We start from the raw sequence: 17,341 nt of genomic DNA, 5'->3' as shown, positions 1-17,341 counted from the left end.
GTGACTATTCGTTGTTATAACCGCGTGGCGCTGCTGCTCACGCTACTGCTGTTGGCCGTGACGGCGCTGCCATTCGTCACTTATGCCCCTAATCGTCTGCTTTCCGGTGAAGCGCGCTGGCTATGGACGCAGATGCCGTGGCTGGCGGCGGCGCAGCTGGCGGGCGCGCTGCTGCTGTTGTTATTGTGCTGGATCCCAGGCCGTCTGGCGCTGCTCGGTAGCCTGCTTATTGCCGATTTGCTCCTGCCACTACTAATGTGGGGCGCCGGAGACATCGCGCTACAGCTGGTGCAACAGGGCTCCCCGCTGGCGCGTACCTCTCCCGGAAGCGGATTATGGCTTTCGCTGGCGCTATGTCTGCTACTCGCCAGCGATACTATCCGCCGCCTGACTCCGCACGCTTTATGGCGTTGGCTGCTGAATGCGCAGCTTTGGCTGCTACCGTGCCTGCTGCTGTGGCATGGGTCGCTCGATCAACTCTCTTTGCTGAAAGAATATGCTAACCGTGAGGATGTCTTTAATGACGCGCTGCGTCAGCACCTGTGGTTGTTGTTCGGGACGTTGCTGCCCGGATTATTATTGGGTCTATCGATAGGCTTCGCCCTCTGGCGGCGACCGCACTGGCAGGCGCCAGTATTTACCTTCCTTAATGTGATTCAAACTATTCCTTCGGTGGCGCTCTTCGGTTTGTTGATCGCGCCGTTGGCCGGGTTGACGCGCCATTTTCCGCTACTGGGCAAAATTGGCATTTCCGGAACCGGCCTGGCGCCGGCGCTAATCGCACTGGTGCTATATGCGTTATTGCCGCTGGTACGCGGGGTGGTGACCGGGCTGCAACAGGTACCACGCGAGGCGCTGGAAAGCGCAACCGCAATGGGAATGAACGGCTCCCAGCGTTTTCGCCAGGTTCAGTTACCGTTGGCGCTGCCGGTCCTGTTGCGCAGCCTGCGGGTGGTCAGCGTACAGACTGTCGGTATGGCGGTGGTAGCGGCGTTGATAGGCGCGGGCGGCTTCGGCGCTTTGGTGTTTCAGGGGCTCCTCAGCAGCGCGCTGGATTTGGTGCTGCTGGGCGTCATTCCGACGATTGCGTTGGCGGTAGTCGTGGATGCCGTGTTTGCACTGTGGAGCGCGTTACTAAAAGGAGAAACGCATGATTGAGTTCGACGGGGTGAATAAAGCCTTTGCCGGGCAACCCGCGGTGAAAGATCTCAACCTGCATCTGCGCGAGGGGGCGTTTTCGGTGCTGATTGGTACTTCCGGCTCCGGAAAATCAACCACCCTGAAGATGATTAACCAACTGGTGGAACAGGATAGCGGAGTGATACGCTTCGCCGGCGAGGATATCCGTCGACAGCCATTGCTGGCGCTGCGCCGCCGTATGGGGTACGCCATTCAGTCAATTGGCCTGTTTCCACACTGGACGGTGGCGCAAAATATCGCCACCGTGCCGCAGTTGCAAAAGTGGCCGCGCGCAAAAATTACCGAGCGGGTTGATGAATTGATGGCGTTATTAGGCCTGGAGCCTCTACTACGCGATCGCTACCCACATCAGCTTTCCGGGGGCCAGCAGCAGCGCGTCGGCGTGGCGCGGGCGCTGGCGGCCAACCCGGAGGTGCTGTTAATGGATGAGCCGTTCGGCGCGCTGGATCCGGTGACCCGCGAAGCGCTGCAGCAGGAGATGTTGCGCATTCATCGTCTGTTTGGGCGCACGATTGTGCTCGTCACCCATGATATCGATGAAGCGCTACGCCTGGCGGATCATCTGGTGCTGATGGACGGCGGCGAAGTGGTGCAGCAGGGAGAGCCGTTACAGATGTTGCTGGAGCCAAAGAACGCCTTTGTCGAAACCTTCTTTGGCCGCAGTGAACTAGGGGTTCGGCTGCTCTCGCTACGCGGCGTCGGGGATTATTTACGCCGGGATGAGCGGCTGGCGGGCGATGCGCTAAACGTCTCAATGACGTTGCGCGAGGCATTGTCGCAGTTTGTCGCTCACCGTCGCGACGTTTTGCCGGTGGTTGATGAACAGGGCGAAGCGTGCGGTACGTTGCACTTTGCTGATTTGTTACGTGATGGAGGTGGGGCGTGAAGGCGCTTCGCGATCCGCTGCTGTGGTTGGTGGCGCTGTTTATCGCGCTGCTGCTGGTGTTGCCCCATAGCGCGCCGCTGTTTAGCTGGCTATTTCCGGAACTGCCGCGCCCGGTTTATCAGCAGGAGAGTTTTCTGGCGCTGACGCTGGCGCATTTTTGGCTGGTGGCGTTATCAAGCCTTGTCGCAACGGTTATCGGTATCGGGGCCGGGGTTATCGTCACCCGGCCCGCCGGACGAGAGTTTCGTCCACTGGTGGAGACCATTGCCGCCATGGGACAGACATTTCCGCCGGTGGCGGTACTGGCGATTGCGGTACCGGTGATGGGCTTCGGCTGGCAACCGGCGCTTATCGCGCTGGCGCTGTACGGAATATTGCCCGTGCTGCAGGGGACGTTGGCTGGATTAAGTTCGATATCGCCTGGGGTATGGAACATTGCCGAGGGGATGGGGATGAGCGGCTGGCAGCGGTTGTGCAAAGTGGAGCTGCCGCTGGCGGCCCCGGTCATGCTGGCCGGGATCCGCACTTCGGTCATCGTCAATATTGGTACGGCAACCATTGCCTCAACGGTGGGCGCCAACACGCTCGGCACGCCAATTATTATCGGCCTCAGCGGCTTTAATACCGCTTACGTGCTGCAGGGGGCGCTGCTGGTAGCGCTGGCGGCGATCATCATCGATCGCTTTTTCGAACGGCTAAACCAGTGGGTCAGCCGACACCACCGCGAACAATAAACGAGTAACCCGCTAGCATCACGCCGCCGATCCCGCCGATGGCCATGCATAAGAAGAGGGTAATGACCGCGATTTTCGCAGGCTTCATGATAGGCTCCTTTTGTTAACGGAGGGATTATACGGTGAAGCGCTGGTGTTAACGAAACATTAATTGCTATTTAGCCAGATCAGGTTTTCCCGCTGTTCCCAATCGCGAAGCTGTGCTGCCTGTGGACTACCTGGCGGTGTGGGGCACCACACCAGTAGGGTGCTGTCGGGAAACAGTTGCGGACGGATCTGGTTCAGGGAATGTGCGACAACGTCGACCCGCCAACCTTGCTCGCAGGCTTTCCAGCCCTCCAGCCACAGTCGGGTGGTGTCATCGGTATTCCAGCCAACCACCACCGCGTGATGGCCGGGGCGTTTCCAGGCATGGGCGAGACATTGGGCGATATGATTGATCAAGATGCCGTCGAGCAGGCTGCGCAGCGCCAGTAGCGTTGGCTGCGGGCTTAACAGGCGGTGGCGGAGCGGATTAATCAGGTAATGGACCAGCGTTTGCGCGGAATAGCTGTGGCTGCGCTCTTTTAGCCATAGGCGCAAGCGTTGGTAATGACCTTCCTGTAGAAAACCGAGCAATATCTCCTGCTGTTCGCGCCAGCCGTCTTCAGCATCCTCTTCGCGGTCAGGTAGCAGGTTTTTTACCTTGCTGACCTGTACGCCGGCATCAATCCAGCGCTTAATTTCGCGAATACGCTCAATTTCATTGTCATTGAATAATCGATGACCGCCATCGGTGCGCTGCGGTTTAATAAGTTCATAACGTCGCTGCCAGGCTCGCAGCGTCACGGGATTGATATCACAAAGCTGAGCCACTTCGCCTATCGTATACAGCGCCATTTTCCCCTCCCGCCGTGTTCTCCTGATTTAACTGTAGAAGGGGTTTATCAATTGTTCATTTTTTGCGCTTTCTGGCGCTAATGAGACGATGGGAAGTGTGATCGTCACCATGATTTATCATTTTCTTGTATCGCTTCAAAGAAAGTTATCGGCGGTCAGTGTATGTTACGCGCTTTCAAAGGTTGTGTGGTTTGCGGGTATGTACGAGTTCGATCTGGTATTGCTGCTGCTCCAGCAGATGTGCGTGTTTCTGGTCATCGCCTGGCTGATGAGTAAAACGCGGCTGTTCATTCCCCTGATGCAGGTCACCGTGCGTTTGCCGCATAAGTTACTGTGCTATGTCACCTTCTCAATTTTTTGCATTATGGGGACCTATTTCGGTCTGCATATCGAAGATTCTATTGCAAATACCCGCGCTATTGGCGCAGTGATGGGCGGCCTGCTCGGCGGCCCGGTGGTCGGCGGCCTGGTGGGCCTGACCGGGGGCTTGCATCGTTATTCGCTGGGCGGAATGACGGCGTTAAGCTGTATGGTGTCGACCATTGTCGAAGGGCTGCTCGGTGGTCTGGTGCACAGCATTCTAATCAGGCGCGGCCGCCCGGATAAAGTGTTCAGCCCGCTTACCGCCGGGGCGATTACCTTTTTCGCTGAACTGGTACAGATGCTGATAATCCTGCTCATTGCGCGACCCTTTCAGGATGCGCTGCACCTGGTACAGAGTATTGCCGCGCCGATGATGGTTACCAATACCGTCGGCGCCGCGCTATTTATGCGTATCCTGCTGGATAAGCGGGCGATGTTTGAAAAATACACGTCGGCTTTTTCCGCCACCGCGCTGAAAGTGGCGGCCTCTACCGAGGGGATCCTGCGTCAGGGATTCAACGAAGAGAATAGTATGAAGGTGGCTCAGGTGCTGATTCAGGAACTGGATATCGGCGCTGTAGCCATTACCGACCGCGAGCGGCTGCTGGCGTTTACCGGCATCGGCGATGACCACCATCTACCAGGTAAGCCGATCTCATCATCCTATACGCAAAGGGCGATTGATACCGGCGAAGTGGTTTATGCCGACGGCAACGAAGTGCCGTACCGCTGTTCAATTCATCCTGGCTGTAAACTGGGCTCGACGCTGGTGATCCCGTTACGCGGCGAGAATCAACGGGTTATTGGCACCATTAAGCTATATGAAGCGAAAAACCGCTTGTTCAGCTCGATTAACCGTACGCTGGGGGAGGGGATCGCCCAGCTACTGTCGGCGCAGATCCTTGCCGGTCAGTATGAACGGCAGAAGGCGTTACTGACCCAGTCGGAAATTAAGCTGCTACATGCTCAGGTCAACCCGCACTTTTTGTTCAACGCCCTGAACACGCTGAAGGCAGTGATTCGCCGCGATAGCGATCAGGCCGGACAACTGGTGCAGTATCTATCAACCTTCTTTCGCAAAAATCTGAAGCGACCAACGGAGATCGTCACTCTGGCGGACGAAATTGAACATGTGAATGCCTATCTGCAAATTGAGAAGGCGCGATTCCAGGATAATTTACAGATACGTATGCAGGTTCCTGCATCGCTTGAACATCTGCAGCTACCGGCGTTTACGTTACAGCCGATAGTCGAAAACGCGATCAAGCACGGCACTTCTCAGCATCTTGGCGTAGGCGAAATTACCATTCGCGCCAGTCAGCATGAGCGTTGGTTACAGCTGGATGTGGAAGATAACGCCGGTCTGTATCGGGATAACCCTAATGCCAGCGGGCTCGGAATGAGCCTGGTGGACAGAAGACTGCGTACGCGCTTCGGCGCCGACTGCGGAATTAGCGTCGCTTGCGAAGCGGAACATTTTACCCGCATTACGCTGCGACTGCCTCTGGAGGAGAATGCATGCTAAAAGTTTTAATCGTCGATGATGAGCCGCTGGCGCGGGAAAATCTGCGCATTCTGCTGGAGGCGCAAAGCGATATTGATATCGTCGGCGAATGCGGCAACGCCGTCGAGGCGATTGGCGCGGTGCATAAGCTGCGTCCCGACGTGTTGTTTCTGGACATTCAAATGCCGCGCATCAGTGGGTTGGAGATGGTTGGTATGCTCGATCCAGAGCATCGCCCCTATATCGTCTTTTTAACCGCCTTCGATGAATATGCGGTGAAGGCCTTTGAAGAGCACGCCTTTGATTATCTGCTCAAGCCGATCGAAAACGCCCGGCTGGAGAAAACCCTGAGCCGCCTGCGCCAGGAGCGCAGCCTGCAGGATGTATCCCTGTTGGATGATGCCCGGCAGGCGCTGAAGTACATTCCCTGCACCGGTCACAGCCGCATCTGGTTGCTGCAGATGGAAGATGTGGCTTTTGTGAGTAGCCGGATGAGCGGGATTTACGTCACCGATAGCGAAGGCAAAGAAGGGTTTACCGAACTGACTTTGCGTACGCTGGAAAGCCGTACGCCGCTGTTGCGCTGCCACCGTCAATATCTCGTTAACATGGCGCATTTGAAGGAGATCCGCCTTGAGGAGAATGGGCAGGCGGAATTGTTAATGCGCGCCGGGCAAACGGTGCCGGTCAGCCGCCGCTATCTGAAAAGCCTGAAGGAGGCGATTGGGCTGTAAAAACGCGGAATCATGGTAGACTTAGCGCCAGCATTTTTCATCATGAAGGCATTATGATCAGTAACGATATTTTACGTAGCCTGCGCTACACCCTGAAAACGAATAATAACGGTCTGGTACGCATCTTTGCGCTGGCGGATGCGCCGGTGAGTGCGGAACAACTGGTACCCTGGCTGAAAAAAGAAGAGGAAGAAGGGTTTGCGCGCTGCCCGGATGTCGTGCTGTCGAATTTCCTCAACGGTCTGATTTACGACAAGCGTGGTAAAGATGAGTCGGCGCCGCCGCTGGCGGTCGAGCGCCGGGTGAATAACAATATCGTACTGAAAAAATTGCGTATCGCCTTCTCATTGAAGACCGACGACATTCTGGCAATCCTGACTCAGCAAAAATTCCGTGTGTCGATGCCGGAAATCACCGCCATGATGCGCGCGCCGGACCACAAAAACTACCGCGAATGCGGCGATCAGTTTTTGCGCTATTTCCTGCGCGGTCTTACCGAACGCGAGCACGCCAAAGGCTAAGCGCCTGACTTGACCCGGGCCTGCGCCCGGGCCCTGCACCTCTTTACTTCTTCACCTCTTTAAAACCCTGCGATTCCAGCAATTTAGTTGACACAGATAGTGAAACAAACTGTTGTGAGCAGTCGGTGAACATCGAGCCCGGCAGTTTGCACAGCTCGCTGATTTTCGCTTTGCTAAAATCCACGGTCAGATGCTCAAGCGCATAGGAATCTTTATAGTCGATGGTCTGTTCTACGCCCTGTAGATTACGATACACGCTGCTAATCGGCTCAATAATGGCCCGCGCCTGTTCTTTATTTTCGGCGCCGATCGATTTATAGGGAATGGTGTTGTCGGCATCCTGACGCAATACTTTGTCGCCGTCATAGTGGTAGGTAAAGCTGAGTTCGACGCCGTTGGTATTCAGCGCAAAGGTTTTACTCTCTTCTTTTTTATTATCGCAGCCGGCGAGGGCCGCCAGCAGAACAGATACGGCCAGCACGCCAGCCATCTTGCGGTTAAATTTCATCACGATTCCCTATGTTGAGTGGTATTGCGCGTCCAGAGAGGAGCAGACAGTAATGATTATTATGGCTATTGCGCGTTGTCGCAACAGAAGGCGTGAAGGGAATAAAAAAGCGCTGCCGGAGCAGCGCTTTTACGGAGGTTATTTAACCTGCTGACCCGGCTGTGCGCCGCTGTCAGGGCTTAACAGGAAGATATCTTTCCCGCCAGGGCCGGCGGCCATCACCATCCCTTCGGAGATGCCGAAGCGCATTTTACGCGGCGCCAGGTTGGCGACCATCACTGTCAGGCGGCCAATGAGCGCCTGCGGGTCCGGGTAGGCGGAGCGGATGCCGGAGAAGACGTTGCGCTTCTCGCCGCCGAGATCGAGAGTCAGGCGCAGCAGCTTATCGGAACCGTCGACGAACTCGGCGTTTTCAATCAGCGCGATACGCATATCCACCTTGGCGAAATCGTCAAAGGCGATAGTTTCCTGGATCGGATCATCGGCCAGCGGGCCAGTCACCGGCGCGGCGGCGGCTTTCACTTCTTCTTTAGAGGCTTCCACCAGCGCTTCGACCTGTTTCATCTCAATGCGGTTGTACAGCGCTTTGAAGGCGTTAACCTTGTGCGCCAGCAGCGGCTGCTGGATGGCGTCCCAGCTCAGCTCGGTGTTGAGGAATGCTTCAGCGCGCGCGCTCAGCCCCGGCAGAACCGGCTTCAGCCAGGTCATCAGCACGCGGAACATGTTCAGCCCCATGGTGCAGATTGCCTGCAGATCGGCGTCGCGGCCTTCCTGTTTTGCCACCACCCACGGCGCCTGCTCGTCAACATAGCGGTTAGCGACGTCGGCCAGCGCCATAATTTCGCGGATGGCTTTACCGAACTCGCGGCTTTCCCACGCTTCGCCGATAGCGGCAGCCGCATCGGTGAAGGTTTTATACAGCGCCGGGTCAGCCAGTTCGGCGGAGAGCATCCCGTCGAAGCGCTTATTGATAAAGCCGGCGTTACGCGAAGCCAGGTTCACCACTTTGTTAACGATATCGGCGTTAACGCGCTGGATAAAGTCTTCCAGGTTCAGGTCGATATCATCAATGCGCGAAGAGAGCTTAGCGGTGTAGTAGTAGCGCAGGCTGTCGGCGTCGAAATGGTTCAGCCAGGTGCTGGCCTTGATAAAGGTACCGCGTGATTTGGACATCTTGGCGCCGTTTACCGTGACATAGCCGTGAACGAACAGGTTGGTCGGCTTACGGAAATTGCTGCCTTCCAGCATGGCCGGCCAGAACAGGCTGTGGAAGTACACGATATCTTTACCGATGAAGTGATACAGCTCGGCACTGGAATCTTTCTTCCAGTATTCATCGAAGCTGGTGGTGTCGCCGCGTTTGTCGCACAGATTCTTAAAGGAACCCATGTAACCGATCGGCGCATCCAGCCAGACGTAGAAGTATTTGCCCGGCGCGTTGGGAATTTCAAAGCCAAAGTACGGCGCGTCACGGGAAATATCCCACTGTTGCAGGCCGGATTCGAACCACTCCTGCATTTTGTTCGCCACCTGCTCCTGCAGCGCGCCGCTGCGGGTCCACGCCTGCAGCATTTCGCTAAAGGACGGCAGGTCGAAGAAGAAGTGCTCGGATTCACGCATCACCGGCGTCGCGCCGGAAACCACGGACTTCGGATCGATGAGCTCAGTTGGGCTGTAGGTGGCGCCGCAGACTTCGCAGTTATCGCCGTACTGGTCCGGGGATTTACACTTCGGACAGGTACCTTTGACGAAACGGTCCGGCAGGAACATGCCCTTTTCCGGATCGTAGAGCTGAGAGATAGTGCGGTTTTTAATAAAACCGTTTTCTTTCAGACGGGTATAGATAAGCTCCGACAGCTCGCGGTTCTCGTCGCTGTGCGTCGAGTGATAGTTGTCGTAGCTGATATCGAAACCGGCAAAATCGGTCTGATGCTCCTGACTCATTTCGCCAATCATCTGCTCCGGGGTGATGCCAAGCTGCTGGGCTTTCAGCATAATCGGGGTGCCGTGAGCGTCGTCGGCGCAGATGAAGTTGACTTCGTGGCCGCGCATTCGCTGGTAACGGACCCAGACATCAGCCTGGATGTGCTCCAGCATGTGGCCGAGGTGGATAGAGCCGTTGGCGTACGGCAGCGCGCACGTTACCAGAATTTTTTTCGCGACTTGAGTCATAGTGGGCATTACATCTTCTGTTGTAAAAAGGGCTTTTGATGTTACCTGAAAGGCAATAATTTGGTAAGCCCAAAGCTTATTGTGGGGGAATTATTCCCTTTCAGGTAAACTTAACGGACAAGAATCAACTCACAATAACAAAGGAGTCGGGATGAGTTCGCAATCCCAGGCCAAATCCCCCGAACGTCTACGTGCGATGGTCGCCGGGACTCTGGCTAATTTCCAGCACCCAACCCTGAAACATAACCTCACCACGCTAAAGGCGCTGCACCATGTCGCCTGGCTTGACGATACCGTGCATATCGAGATCCAAATGCCGTTCGTCTGGACCCGCGCGTTTGAGGCGTTGAAGGAGCAATGCAGCGCCGAGCTGCTGCGTATCACCGGCGCGAAAGCCATCGACTGGAAGCTCTCTCACAGTATCGCCACCCTGAAGCGGGTGAAAAACCAGCCGGGTATTAATGGCGTGAAAAACATCATCGCCGTCAGTTCCGGTAAAGGCGGGGTGGGCAAATCCTCTACCGCCGTCAACCTCGCGCTGGCGCTGGCGGCGGAAGGGGCCAAAGTGGGTATCCTTGATGCCGACATCTATGGTCCGTCGATTCCGACCATGCTTGGCGCGGAAGACAGCCGCCCGACATCACCGGATGGCACCCATATGGCGCCGATTATGAAGTATGGCCTGGCGACGAACTCCATCGGATATCTGGTGACCGATGACAACGCCATGGTGTGGCGCGGCCCGATGGCCAGCAAGGCGCTGATGCAGATGCTGCAGGAGACGCTGTGGCCGGATCTGGATTACCTGGTGCTGGATATGCCGCCGGGAACGGGCGACATCCAGCTGACCCTGGCGCAGAACATTCCGGTAACCGGCGCGGTGGTGGTGACGACGCCGCAGGACATCGCGCTGATCGACGCCAAAAAAGGCATCGTGATGTTTGAGAAAGTAGAAGTGCCGGTCGTAGGCATCGTGGAAAACATGAGCATGCATATCTGCAGCAACTGTGGCCACCACGAACCTATCTTTGGCACTGGCGGCGCCGAGAAGCTGGCGGCGAAGTACCACACTCAGTTGCTAGGCCAGTTGCCATTGCATATCACGCTGCGTGAAGATCTGGATAAAGGTACGCCGACGGTTATTGCGCGTCCGGAAAGCGAGTTTACCGATATCTACCGCCAGCTGGCGGGACGCGTGGCGGCGCAGATGTACTGGCAGGGCGAGGTTATCCCGAGCGAGATTGCCTTCCGCGCCGTTTAAGGCTGGGTGTAACGCATCAGCCAATAATCTCCGTCAGGAGACGCGCCCTGTGCTTCGAGTTTCCAGCCGTGATGCTGGTAGAAGCGCAGGGCGTTTTCATTTCGCGACAGACACTTCAGCGTACCACTGTGCTTGAATGAGCGCTGAACCTGTTCCAGCAGCAGGCTACCGACGCCTTTTCCCTGCCACTGCGGATCCACAAACAGGTTATGCAGGAAGTTGTCGATAACCCACACCGAGGCGAATCCTGCCAGCACATCGCCGCATTCGGCGACCCATAGCTGTTCGTCTTGCACCACGGCATCAAAATCTTCCAGCCGCCATTGATCGCCGTTAAGCCATGTCCATGAGGCAAGACGCACGTCAAGAAACAGCTGACGCAGGCGAGGGTAGTCGCTGGCGCGACCGGGGCGAATGCGCAATTGCGCCTGCGTCGAGGACTTAGCGATGATAGAAGATCTCGCCGTCATACACTTTCAGGATCTTGCCTTCGGTGTCGGTGATCAGAACGTAGTTGCCGCCCATATAGGTCCAGTGACTGCCGGCATCCGGCGCGGGCAGGTTACGCAATTGCCACTGTTTGATGTTGTACTCTGGAGTGAGGTACATCGCCGGCACGGTATCGCCAATATGAAATTGGGTAAAATCAGCGGTGAATTCTTTCATCGCATACTGTTCAATCCCGGAGGCCGGCGCCGCCCAGCTTGCGCTGGCGCTGACAAGAAGTACGCCCAGAAGCATCATTTTTGTTTTACGCATATTTTCCTCAATATTACCTGGACTCAAAATAGCAGCCTCGTATCATTCCTGAAGCGCTGCTGAAATGGCAAGCACTGGTTTTTTAAAAAGTGTAAGCAAAACACGGCTGAAGTCTTGTCCCGCTTGCGTTGTTAGGCGGTAAATCGCTATTTTGGGAGCATTCTGAAGCAGGGGAGAATTGGCATGTTCAGGCTGGAAGATCTGACCTTATTTGTCCGCGCGGCGGCGTTAGGCAGTTTTAGCGAGGCGGCGCGGGAGGCGGGGCAGCAGCCAGCGCAGGTCAGCGCGGCGATCAAACGCCTGGAGACGACGCTCAACATTCGTCTTTTTGCCCGTTCGACCCGTAGCCTGCGCCTGACCCCGGAGGGCGAAACCTGGCTGCCCTACGCCACCCAGATGCTTGATACCCTTCAGGCCGGGCTACAGAAAATTCAGGCGCCGGGGGATGAAGTCCGCGGCACGCTGCAAATCGCCGTGCCATCCGATCTTGGACGTAACCTGCTGCTCAAGGTGTTTTGCGCTTTTCGCGAACGTCACCCGGCGCTGCGCCTGCGGCTGCACTTTTCCGATCATCTGACCGACGTGTTTAAAGATCCGGTGGATGTCGCTTTTCGCTACGGCTACCACGAAGACGCTTCGTTTATCTCGCTGCCCGTCGCGCCGGAAAACCGTCGGGTGTTGGTGGCTTCACCGCAGTGGGTTGCCCGCCACGGTCAAATCAGTAGTCTGGAGGAGTTATCCCGGCACAGCGCGCTGTTGTACGTATTACGCGGCCGCCCTTTTGACCGCTGGCCGCTGATTTCAGGTAATGAAGTGCATACCGTGGAGATGAACGGCGCGATTATGAGCGATGATGCGGAGGTGATCCGTCGGCTGGCGGTAGCCGGGGAGGGGATCGCTTATAAATCGTTTCTTGATGTCAGCGACGACCTGCGGGAAGGGCGTCTGGTGCGGTTGCTGCCGGACTTTCAGGGCGATTTAACGCCGCTGAACATGATTTGTCCGCACCGCAAACAGCTCTCTGCCGCGGTGCGTTTGTTATATCAAGAGGTGAAATCACATTGTGAAGCGCTTAGTGCTTAACTAAGGTCGCGAAGTAATAGATTAGCGGGATCGCCAGCACCCACAGGCCAATCGGAATTTCACGCCACTTACCGGCGATCGCTTTGATGACAATATAAAACAGCAGCCCACCGGCAATACCGGTGCCGAAGCTGTTGGCGATTAGCGTAATCATCACCATCATTAACACCGGCAGTCCGTCGGTAAAGTTCCCCAGATCGACTTTGCGCAGGCCGCTAAACATGTTCAGGCCTATCAAAATTAACGCCGGCGCGGTGGCCTCTTTAGGGATCATGAGCGCCACCGGCGTAAACAGCAACATCAGCAGGAACATCACCGCCGCCGCCAGCGCGGTGAGGCCGGTCTTGCCGCCGGCTTCCGCTGCCGCGGATGATTCAATCAGCGCCGTGGCCGCCGGAATACCGACCCACGGGCCCAGCGCGGCGGCAATCGAATCGACCATAAACGGGCGATTAATCTGCGGCATGTTGCCTTCTTCATCCAGTAAGCCCGCCTCGCCGCCGACCGCCAGCGTCGTACCCATGGTCGAGAAAAACTCGGACGCGAAAAAGACGAACAGGAATGGCAGGAAGGCGATATTTAATGCCCCCAACAGATCGATTTGCCCGAACACCGGAGCCAGCGAGTGAGGAACATCAATAAAGCTGCCCGGTAGCTTTGTTACGCCGAATGGAATACCCACCAGGGTGGCGAAAAGAATGGCCCACAATATCGCGCCTGGCACTTTACGCGCCTGTAGCGCTATCGCCAGAAACAGGCCGCACAGCGCCACCAGCGCGCCGGGGGCAAGAAAATCACCGAGCATCAGGGCGTTGGTTTTGGCATTCGCCAGCACCAGCCCGGCATTGCGAAAGCCGAGCACCGCAACGAATAACCCGATCGAGGCCGTGAGTCCCAGCTTAATTGACTGCGGTACCGAGCGGGTGACCACTTCGCGCAGGCCGAATTGGGTCAACAGGAAGAAGAGGATCCCCGACCAGCAGGCAATCCCGAGGCCTATCTGCCAGCCAATACCTTCGCTGCCCGCCAGCGTCACCCCCACCAGTACCGAGCCGCCAATGCCCGGACCGACGATAAACGGCAGGTTGGCATAAAACGCCATTAATAACGAACCGGCGACAAAGACCAGGATGGTGCCGGTGGTGGCGGCGCCTTTATCCATTCCGCCAATCGCCAGCAGTCCTGGAATAACCACCAGTAAATAGGCGGCGGCGAGAAAGCCGGTGATCCCGGCCAGGCATTCGGTGCGTAGCGAACCGCCCCGTGAGTGCAGCGCAAAGCGGCGCTCCAGCCAGTGGCTACGGGCAGAAGTATGAAGTGTGTTATCGGCCATGCTCAGGCTCCCTGAGGATTATTGTTGTGATGAGTTGGCGCCGGAGTCTCCCGGCAGGCTATCAACGGGTCAACTATCTGGCGACTGCCGCCGTCGGTGAGACCCAAATCGGTTAGATGCGGCCCGGCATTACAGGCGAGGCAGGTGCCTTCAATCGCTTTAAATACCCGGTATGGCGGCTCCCAGTCGGCGACTTTACTGCTTAAATCTCGCAGCTCGCGGAACTGCCGCGCCAGCTCGGCGGCGGGAAGATCGGAGAGCATTCCGGCAATCGGCATCGCCACATGGGCCAGGAGCTCGCCCTGTTGCGCCAGCGCCATTCCGCCGCCGGAAGCGATCAACTGATTTGCCGCCAGCGCCATATCATTCGCATCACGCCCGAGCACCACCAGGTTATGTGAGTCATGCGAGTAGCTGGTGGCAATGGCGCCACGCAGCTCGCCCCAGCCTTCGAGCAGGGCGATTTGCGGCGTTGCCTGATGGCGGCCATGGCGGTGTTTCACCCAAATCAGGCTAAAGCCCGCGGGCAGTTGTACTTCGCCGTCGCGGATCTGTACTTCTACTTCACCCCATTTCGTGAAGCGCGCGCCGCTGATGTGGCGCAGGCGGGCGACGCCATGGCGAATGCTCTTAATTCGCAGAACAAAATCTTCTGCATCGAGGGGGGCTAACTGCAAGGTATCACGCGGCGGCGTCACGCCGGGCGCGGCGGCAAGGGGGGTTAGCAGGTGACCGTTACGAGCGATAAGTTTGCCGCCGACATAGACCTCCTGAGCCTCGAGTTTCTCCAGCGAATCAAACACCACCAGATCCGCGCGCCGTCCTGCGGCAATCAGCCCAAGATCGTTACGCTGCAGGCGAATAGCCGCATTGAGGGTGGCGAAACGCAGCACATCGACCGTTGGCAAACCGTGTGCAATCAGCAGGTTGAGCAGGGCGATAACGCCGCCTTTCTCCAGCAGCATATCCGGCGGTACGTCATCGGTGCAGACGGTGATTTGCGAGGAGAGATGCGGCAGCGTTTTTAACGCCGCAACGATGTCGGGCAGCAGGTAGGGGTGCGAGCCGCGAATTTCGATAGTCAGCCCGGCGCGCAGTTTTTCCAGCGCATCGGCCGCTGAAGTCAGTTCGTGATCGGAGGTGACGCCGGCGGCGAGATACGCCTGCAAATCGGCGCCGCTGAGCCCACGGGCATGGCCCTCAATCAGTTTGCCGCTGTTAAGCCCGGCCTGGACAATCTCCTGCATCCGTTCGCTACCGTTCAGCACGCCATGCATATCCATCACTTCCGCCACGCCGCGTACTTCCGGCCAGCCGAGCATGGTTTCCATTTCAGCACCGGCGAAATCAGCGCCGGACATTTCGAGACCTGGCGTAGAGGGGACGCTGGATGGCGCGGCCACCATCACCTGTAGCGGCAGGTGGCGACTGGCATCAACCGCGTAGCGCACGCCATCGACGCCGAGCACGTTTGCCAGCTCATGCGGGTCCCAGAACACCGCGGTGGTACCCTGCGTCAGGACGATTTCGGCATAGCGCTCGGGCGGTAGATGCGAACTTTCAAGGTGTACGTGGGTGTCCATCAAGCCAGGCGACAGATAGCCGCCCTGCAGCGAGCGCACTTCATGGGCGTCGGCGCGGCTGCCGCGCGGATGCACGCTGGCAATCATGTCGCCAACGATGCCAACGTCGGCGTCGCGGATTTCGCCAGTGGCCATATCGACGATCTGCGCATCGACGAGCAACAGATCAAACGGGGATTCGCCGCGTGCGGCCTGCACCGCGCGACGACGGACTTCAGCATTGCTGGACATAACAACTCCACCACAAGGATAATGCGGATACTCTAGGGGCACAGCAAACGTTTGCCCAGATGAATAAATTTATCGCCCGATAAGCTCGGGTTATTCTGTATGACCATTGGTAGCGAACCTGACAATGAACGAACCCTGGCAACGTTTGCCCGCGCTCTCGCTGAAGCAGCTGCAGTATTTTGTGACCCTGGCTCAGTTGCGCCATTTTACCGATACCGCCAATCGGCTGGCGATTAGCCAACCGGCGCTCAGCAGCGCGCTGCGGCAGATTGAAACCGTGATCGGCGGCAAGCTGGTCAATCGTACCGCCTCGGCGGTGACCCTGACGGAACTGGGGTCGGCGATTTTACCCCATGCCCAGCGGATACTGAGCGTGGCCCAGGCTTCTTTTTTTGATATGCAGCAGATTGTGGAAGCGGGCGGCGATGGCACGGTGCGGATCGGGCTGGTGCCGTCGGTGAGCTCACTGCTGTTTCCGCTGCTGCCGCAAACCCTGGCGCAAGCCTTTCCGCGTCTGCGCATTGAATTTCATGACCAGACCAACGATGCGTTAATGCGGGCGCTGCAAAGCGGTGAGATTGATTTTGGTATCGGCGCGATCGACAGTTCGCTACCAGCTGAGCTACTGGTTTATCCGCTACGCGAGGATCCGTTCGTGGTGGTACTGCACCGCGACGATCCGCTCGCTGCGCAGCCAAATTTACCGTGGAAGCAGTTGGTAGGCCGTGATATTGCCGTTTTCTCAAAGGGGAATATTCAGCGGCTGGTGGCGGCGCTGGTGGAAAGCCAGCGTTTGACCTTAACGACGCGTTACCAGGTAGACTATATCGAAACCCTTTATGGGCTGGTACGTTCGCGGCTGGCGGTGGCCATTCTCCCGGCGCTGTATACGACCTATTTGCACGATCCGGCGTTAAAGGTGGCGCAACTGCAGCAGCCGGCGCTCACGCGGACGGTGGCCCTGATGCGTGGGCCGCAGGCGCTTGCACCGTTAATCGAAGAGTGTTTTTCTCTGTTACAGTCCGCATTGCGCTAGGGCAGGTGTTTTATCAGTACGTCCACCGTCAAATGGTTGATGTACTCCAGCGAGTGCGAGGACAGCACCCCCAGCAGCCGGTTATGGTGTCCGGCGATAATTAAATCGATATGGCGTTGTTGTACGCACTCTTCGACATCAGCAAAACGGCGGGTCGTCACCAGCGATAGCGTCTGTACCGGCAGGGCGACGGTCGTCGCCAGCTCGTTGAGCAGGGCTTTGGCCTGAATGACCTCTTGCGATACTTCATCATTCTGCAGGCTGTCGGACACGTAATTAAGCGCCCGGTAGTCGGTGCTGATGTGGGCGATGGTAATCCGCATCCCGTTTTCCTGCGCCATCCTGGCGGCGTGTTGTAGCAACGGAACACCATCAAGGCTGCTATTAATCAGTACCAGCGCATGGTGATAAACGGTCATATATACCTCCGCGCAATAAAACAGTCCTGAACTCATTTTGGGCCTGCGGCGAGGGGAACGCAAATCAGAACATGCGAGGCGAATGGATAAAAAAATCCCCCGCGGCCAGAAAGGGCGCGAGGGAGATTCAGCGAT

General features: G+C 57.1%; 17 protein-coding genes and 1 pseudogene. 9 read left to right on the top strand and 9 right to left on the bottom strand.

Translation table 11 applies throughout. The annotated features are described in order from the left end of the window. The 3 genes and pseudogenes from AC2CGP_RS05995 (at window position 1) to AC2CGP_RS05985 (ending at window position 2,820) form a co-directional block, all read left to right on the top strand. A complete protein-coding gene (locus AC2CGP_RS05995; protein WP_045359635.1) occupies window positions 1-1,158 on the top strand; it encodes an ABC transporter permease in 1,158 nt (385 codons plus the stop codon). Continuing rightward, window positions 1,151-2,096: pseudogene (locus tag AC2CGP_RS05990) on the top strand (ABC transporter ATP-binding protein); the annotation flags it as partial. The gene AC2CGP_RS05995 and the pseudogene AC2CGP_RS05990, both read left to right, overlap by 8 nt. Next, window positions 2,083-2,820 carry an ABC transporter permease gene (locus AC2CGP_RS05985; protein WP_484502297.1) on the top strand — a complete coding sequence of 246 codons (738 nt, stop codon included), beginning with the start codon at window positions 2,083-2,085 and terminating at the stop codon, window positions 2,818-2,820. The pseudogene AC2CGP_RS05990 and the gene AC2CGP_RS05985, both read left to right, overlap by 14 nt. Here the strand turns inward: AC2CGP_RS05985 and AC2CGP_RS05980 are convergent. Both AC2CGP_RS05980 and AC2CGP_RS05975 read right to left on the bottom strand, forming a co-directional pair. Further along, on the bottom strand, window positions 2,795-2,908 hold the full coding sequence (locus tag AC2CGP_RS05980; RefSeq protein ID WP_015365743.1) for a protein YohO: 114 nt from the start codon (window positions 2,906-2,908) through the stop codon (window positions 2,795-2,797). The genes AC2CGP_RS05985 and AC2CGP_RS05980 overlap by 26 nt on opposite strands. Before the next feature lie 59 nt (window positions 2,909-2,967). Continuing rightward, complete coding sequence (locus tag AC2CGP_RS05975) at window positions 2,968-3,699, bottom strand: MerR family transcriptional regulator (RefSeq protein WP_015365744.1); 732 nt, start codon at window positions 3,697-3,699, stop codon at window positions 2,968-2,970. A gap of 199 nt (window positions 3,700-3,898) precedes the next feature. Between AC2CGP_RS05975 and AC2CGP_RS05970 the strand changes: the two genes are divergently transcribed. The 3 genes from AC2CGP_RS05970 to AC2CGP_RS05960 are packed head-to-tail and all read left to right on the top strand — an operon-like array spanning window position 3,899 to window position 6,821. Further along, a complete protein-coding gene (locus AC2CGP_RS05970; RefSeq protein WP_015365745.1) occupies window positions 3,899-5,587 on the top strand; it encodes a sensor histidine kinase in 1,689 nt (562 codons plus the stop codon). After that, on the top strand, window positions 5,581-6,300 hold the full coding sequence (btsR, locus tag AC2CGP_RS05965) for a two-component system response regulator BtsR (RefSeq protein WP_015365746.1): 720 nt from the start codon (window positions 5,581-5,583) through the stop codon (window positions 6,298-6,300). The genes AC2CGP_RS05970 and btsR overlap by 7 nt, the downstream gene beginning before the upstream one ends. A 53-nt stretch (window positions 6,301-6,353) precedes the next feature. Then, window positions 6,354-6,821: a YehS family protein gene (locus AC2CGP_RS05960; protein ID WP_020078305.1), complete on the top strand. Its 468-nt coding sequence runs from the start codon at window positions 6,354-6,356 to the stop codon at window positions 6,819-6,821. A 43-nt stretch (window positions 6,822-6,864) separates the two neighbouring features. Here AC2CGP_RS05960 and AC2CGP_RS05955 read toward each other — a convergent pair whose 3' ends face one another. Next, the gene (locus AC2CGP_RS05955) at window positions 6,865-7,329 is read right to left on the bottom strand and encodes a YehR family lipoprotein (RefSeq protein WP_015365748.1); all 465 of its coding nucleotides are present in this window, start codon (window positions 7,327-7,329) and stop codon (window positions 6,865-6,867) included. Window positions 7,330-7,467: 138 nt separating this feature from the next. Further along, window positions 7,468-9,501: a methionine--tRNA ligase gene (gene metG, locus AC2CGP_RS05950; RefSeq protein ID WP_015706086.1), complete on the bottom strand. Its 2,034-nt coding sequence runs from the start codon at window positions 9,499-9,501 to the stop codon at window positions 7,468-7,470. Window positions 9,502-9,652: 151 nt separating this feature from the next. Between metG and apbC the strand changes: the two genes are divergently transcribed. After that, a complete protein-coding gene (apbC, locus tag AC2CGP_RS05945) occupies window positions 9,653-10,762 on the top strand; it encodes an iron-sulfur cluster carrier protein ApbC (RefSeq protein ID WP_015365751.1) in 1,110 nt (369 codons plus the stop codon). Here apbC and AC2CGP_RS05940 read toward each other — a convergent pair. Continuing rightward, window positions 10,759-11,211 carry a GNAT family N-acetyltransferase gene (locus tag AC2CGP_RS05940; protein WP_448065557.1) on the bottom strand — a complete coding sequence of 151 codons (453 nt, stop codon included), beginning with the start codon at window positions 11,209-11,211 and terminating at the stop codon, window positions 10,759-10,761. The genes apbC and AC2CGP_RS05940 overlap by 4 nt on opposite strands. Continuing rightward, complete coding sequence (locus tag AC2CGP_RS05935) at window positions 11,204-11,521, bottom strand: RcnB family protein (protein ID WP_042893809.1); 318 nt, start codon at window positions 11,519-11,521, stop codon at window positions 11,204-11,206. Before AC2CGP_RS05935 ends, AC2CGP_RS05940 begins: the two co-directional genes overlap by 8 nt. Window positions 11,522-11,704: 183 nt before the next feature. On the opposite strand from AC2CGP_RS05935, the gene AC2CGP_RS05930 reads away from it, so the two are divergent. Beyond that, window positions 11,705-12,604 (top strand): LysR family transcriptional regulator, encoded by a 900-nt coding sequence (locus tag AC2CGP_RS05930; protein ID WP_015365754.1) that lies wholly within the window; start codon window positions 11,705-11,707, stop codon window positions 12,602-12,604. Here AC2CGP_RS05930 and AC2CGP_RS05925 read toward each other — a convergent pair. After that, window positions 12,594-13,937 carry an NCS2 family permease gene (locus AC2CGP_RS05925; RefSeq protein ID WP_032708742.1) on the bottom strand — a complete coding sequence of 448 codons (1,344 nt, stop codon included), beginning with the start codon at window positions 13,935-13,937 and terminating at the stop codon, window positions 12,594-12,596. The genes AC2CGP_RS05930 and AC2CGP_RS05925 overlap by 11 nt on opposite strands. Before the next feature lie 2 nt (window positions 13,938-13,939). Continuing rightward, on the bottom strand, window positions 13,940-15,751 hold the full coding sequence (locus AC2CGP_RS05920) for an adenine deaminase (RefSeq protein ID WP_484502296.1): 1,812 nt from the start codon (window positions 15,749-15,751) through the stop codon (window positions 13,940-13,942). 124 nt (window positions 15,752-15,875) lie between these two features. Here AC2CGP_RS05920 and AC2CGP_RS05915 point away from each other — a divergent pair, with 124 nt between their 5' ends. Continuing rightward, the gene (locus AC2CGP_RS05915; RefSeq protein ID WP_049033900.1) at window positions 15,876-16,787 is read left to right on the top strand and encodes a LysR family transcriptional regulator; all 912 of its coding nucleotides are present in this window, start codon (window positions 15,876-15,878) and stop codon (window positions 16,785-16,787) included. Here AC2CGP_RS05915 and AC2CGP_RS05910 read toward each other — a convergent pair. Next, a complete protein-coding gene (locus AC2CGP_RS05910) occupies window positions 16,784-17,206 on the bottom strand; it encodes a universal stress protein (protein WP_015365758.1) in 423 nt (140 codons plus the stop codon). The two genes, AC2CGP_RS05915 and AC2CGP_RS05910, sit on opposite strands and share 4 nt — an antisense overlap. Window positions 17,207-17,341 lie beyond the last annotated feature (135 nt).

The sequence above is a fragment of the Klebsiella sp. SYXHC3 genome, assembly GCF_057196925.1.
This window is presented reverse-complemented; position numbering and strand designations above follow the sequence as displayed.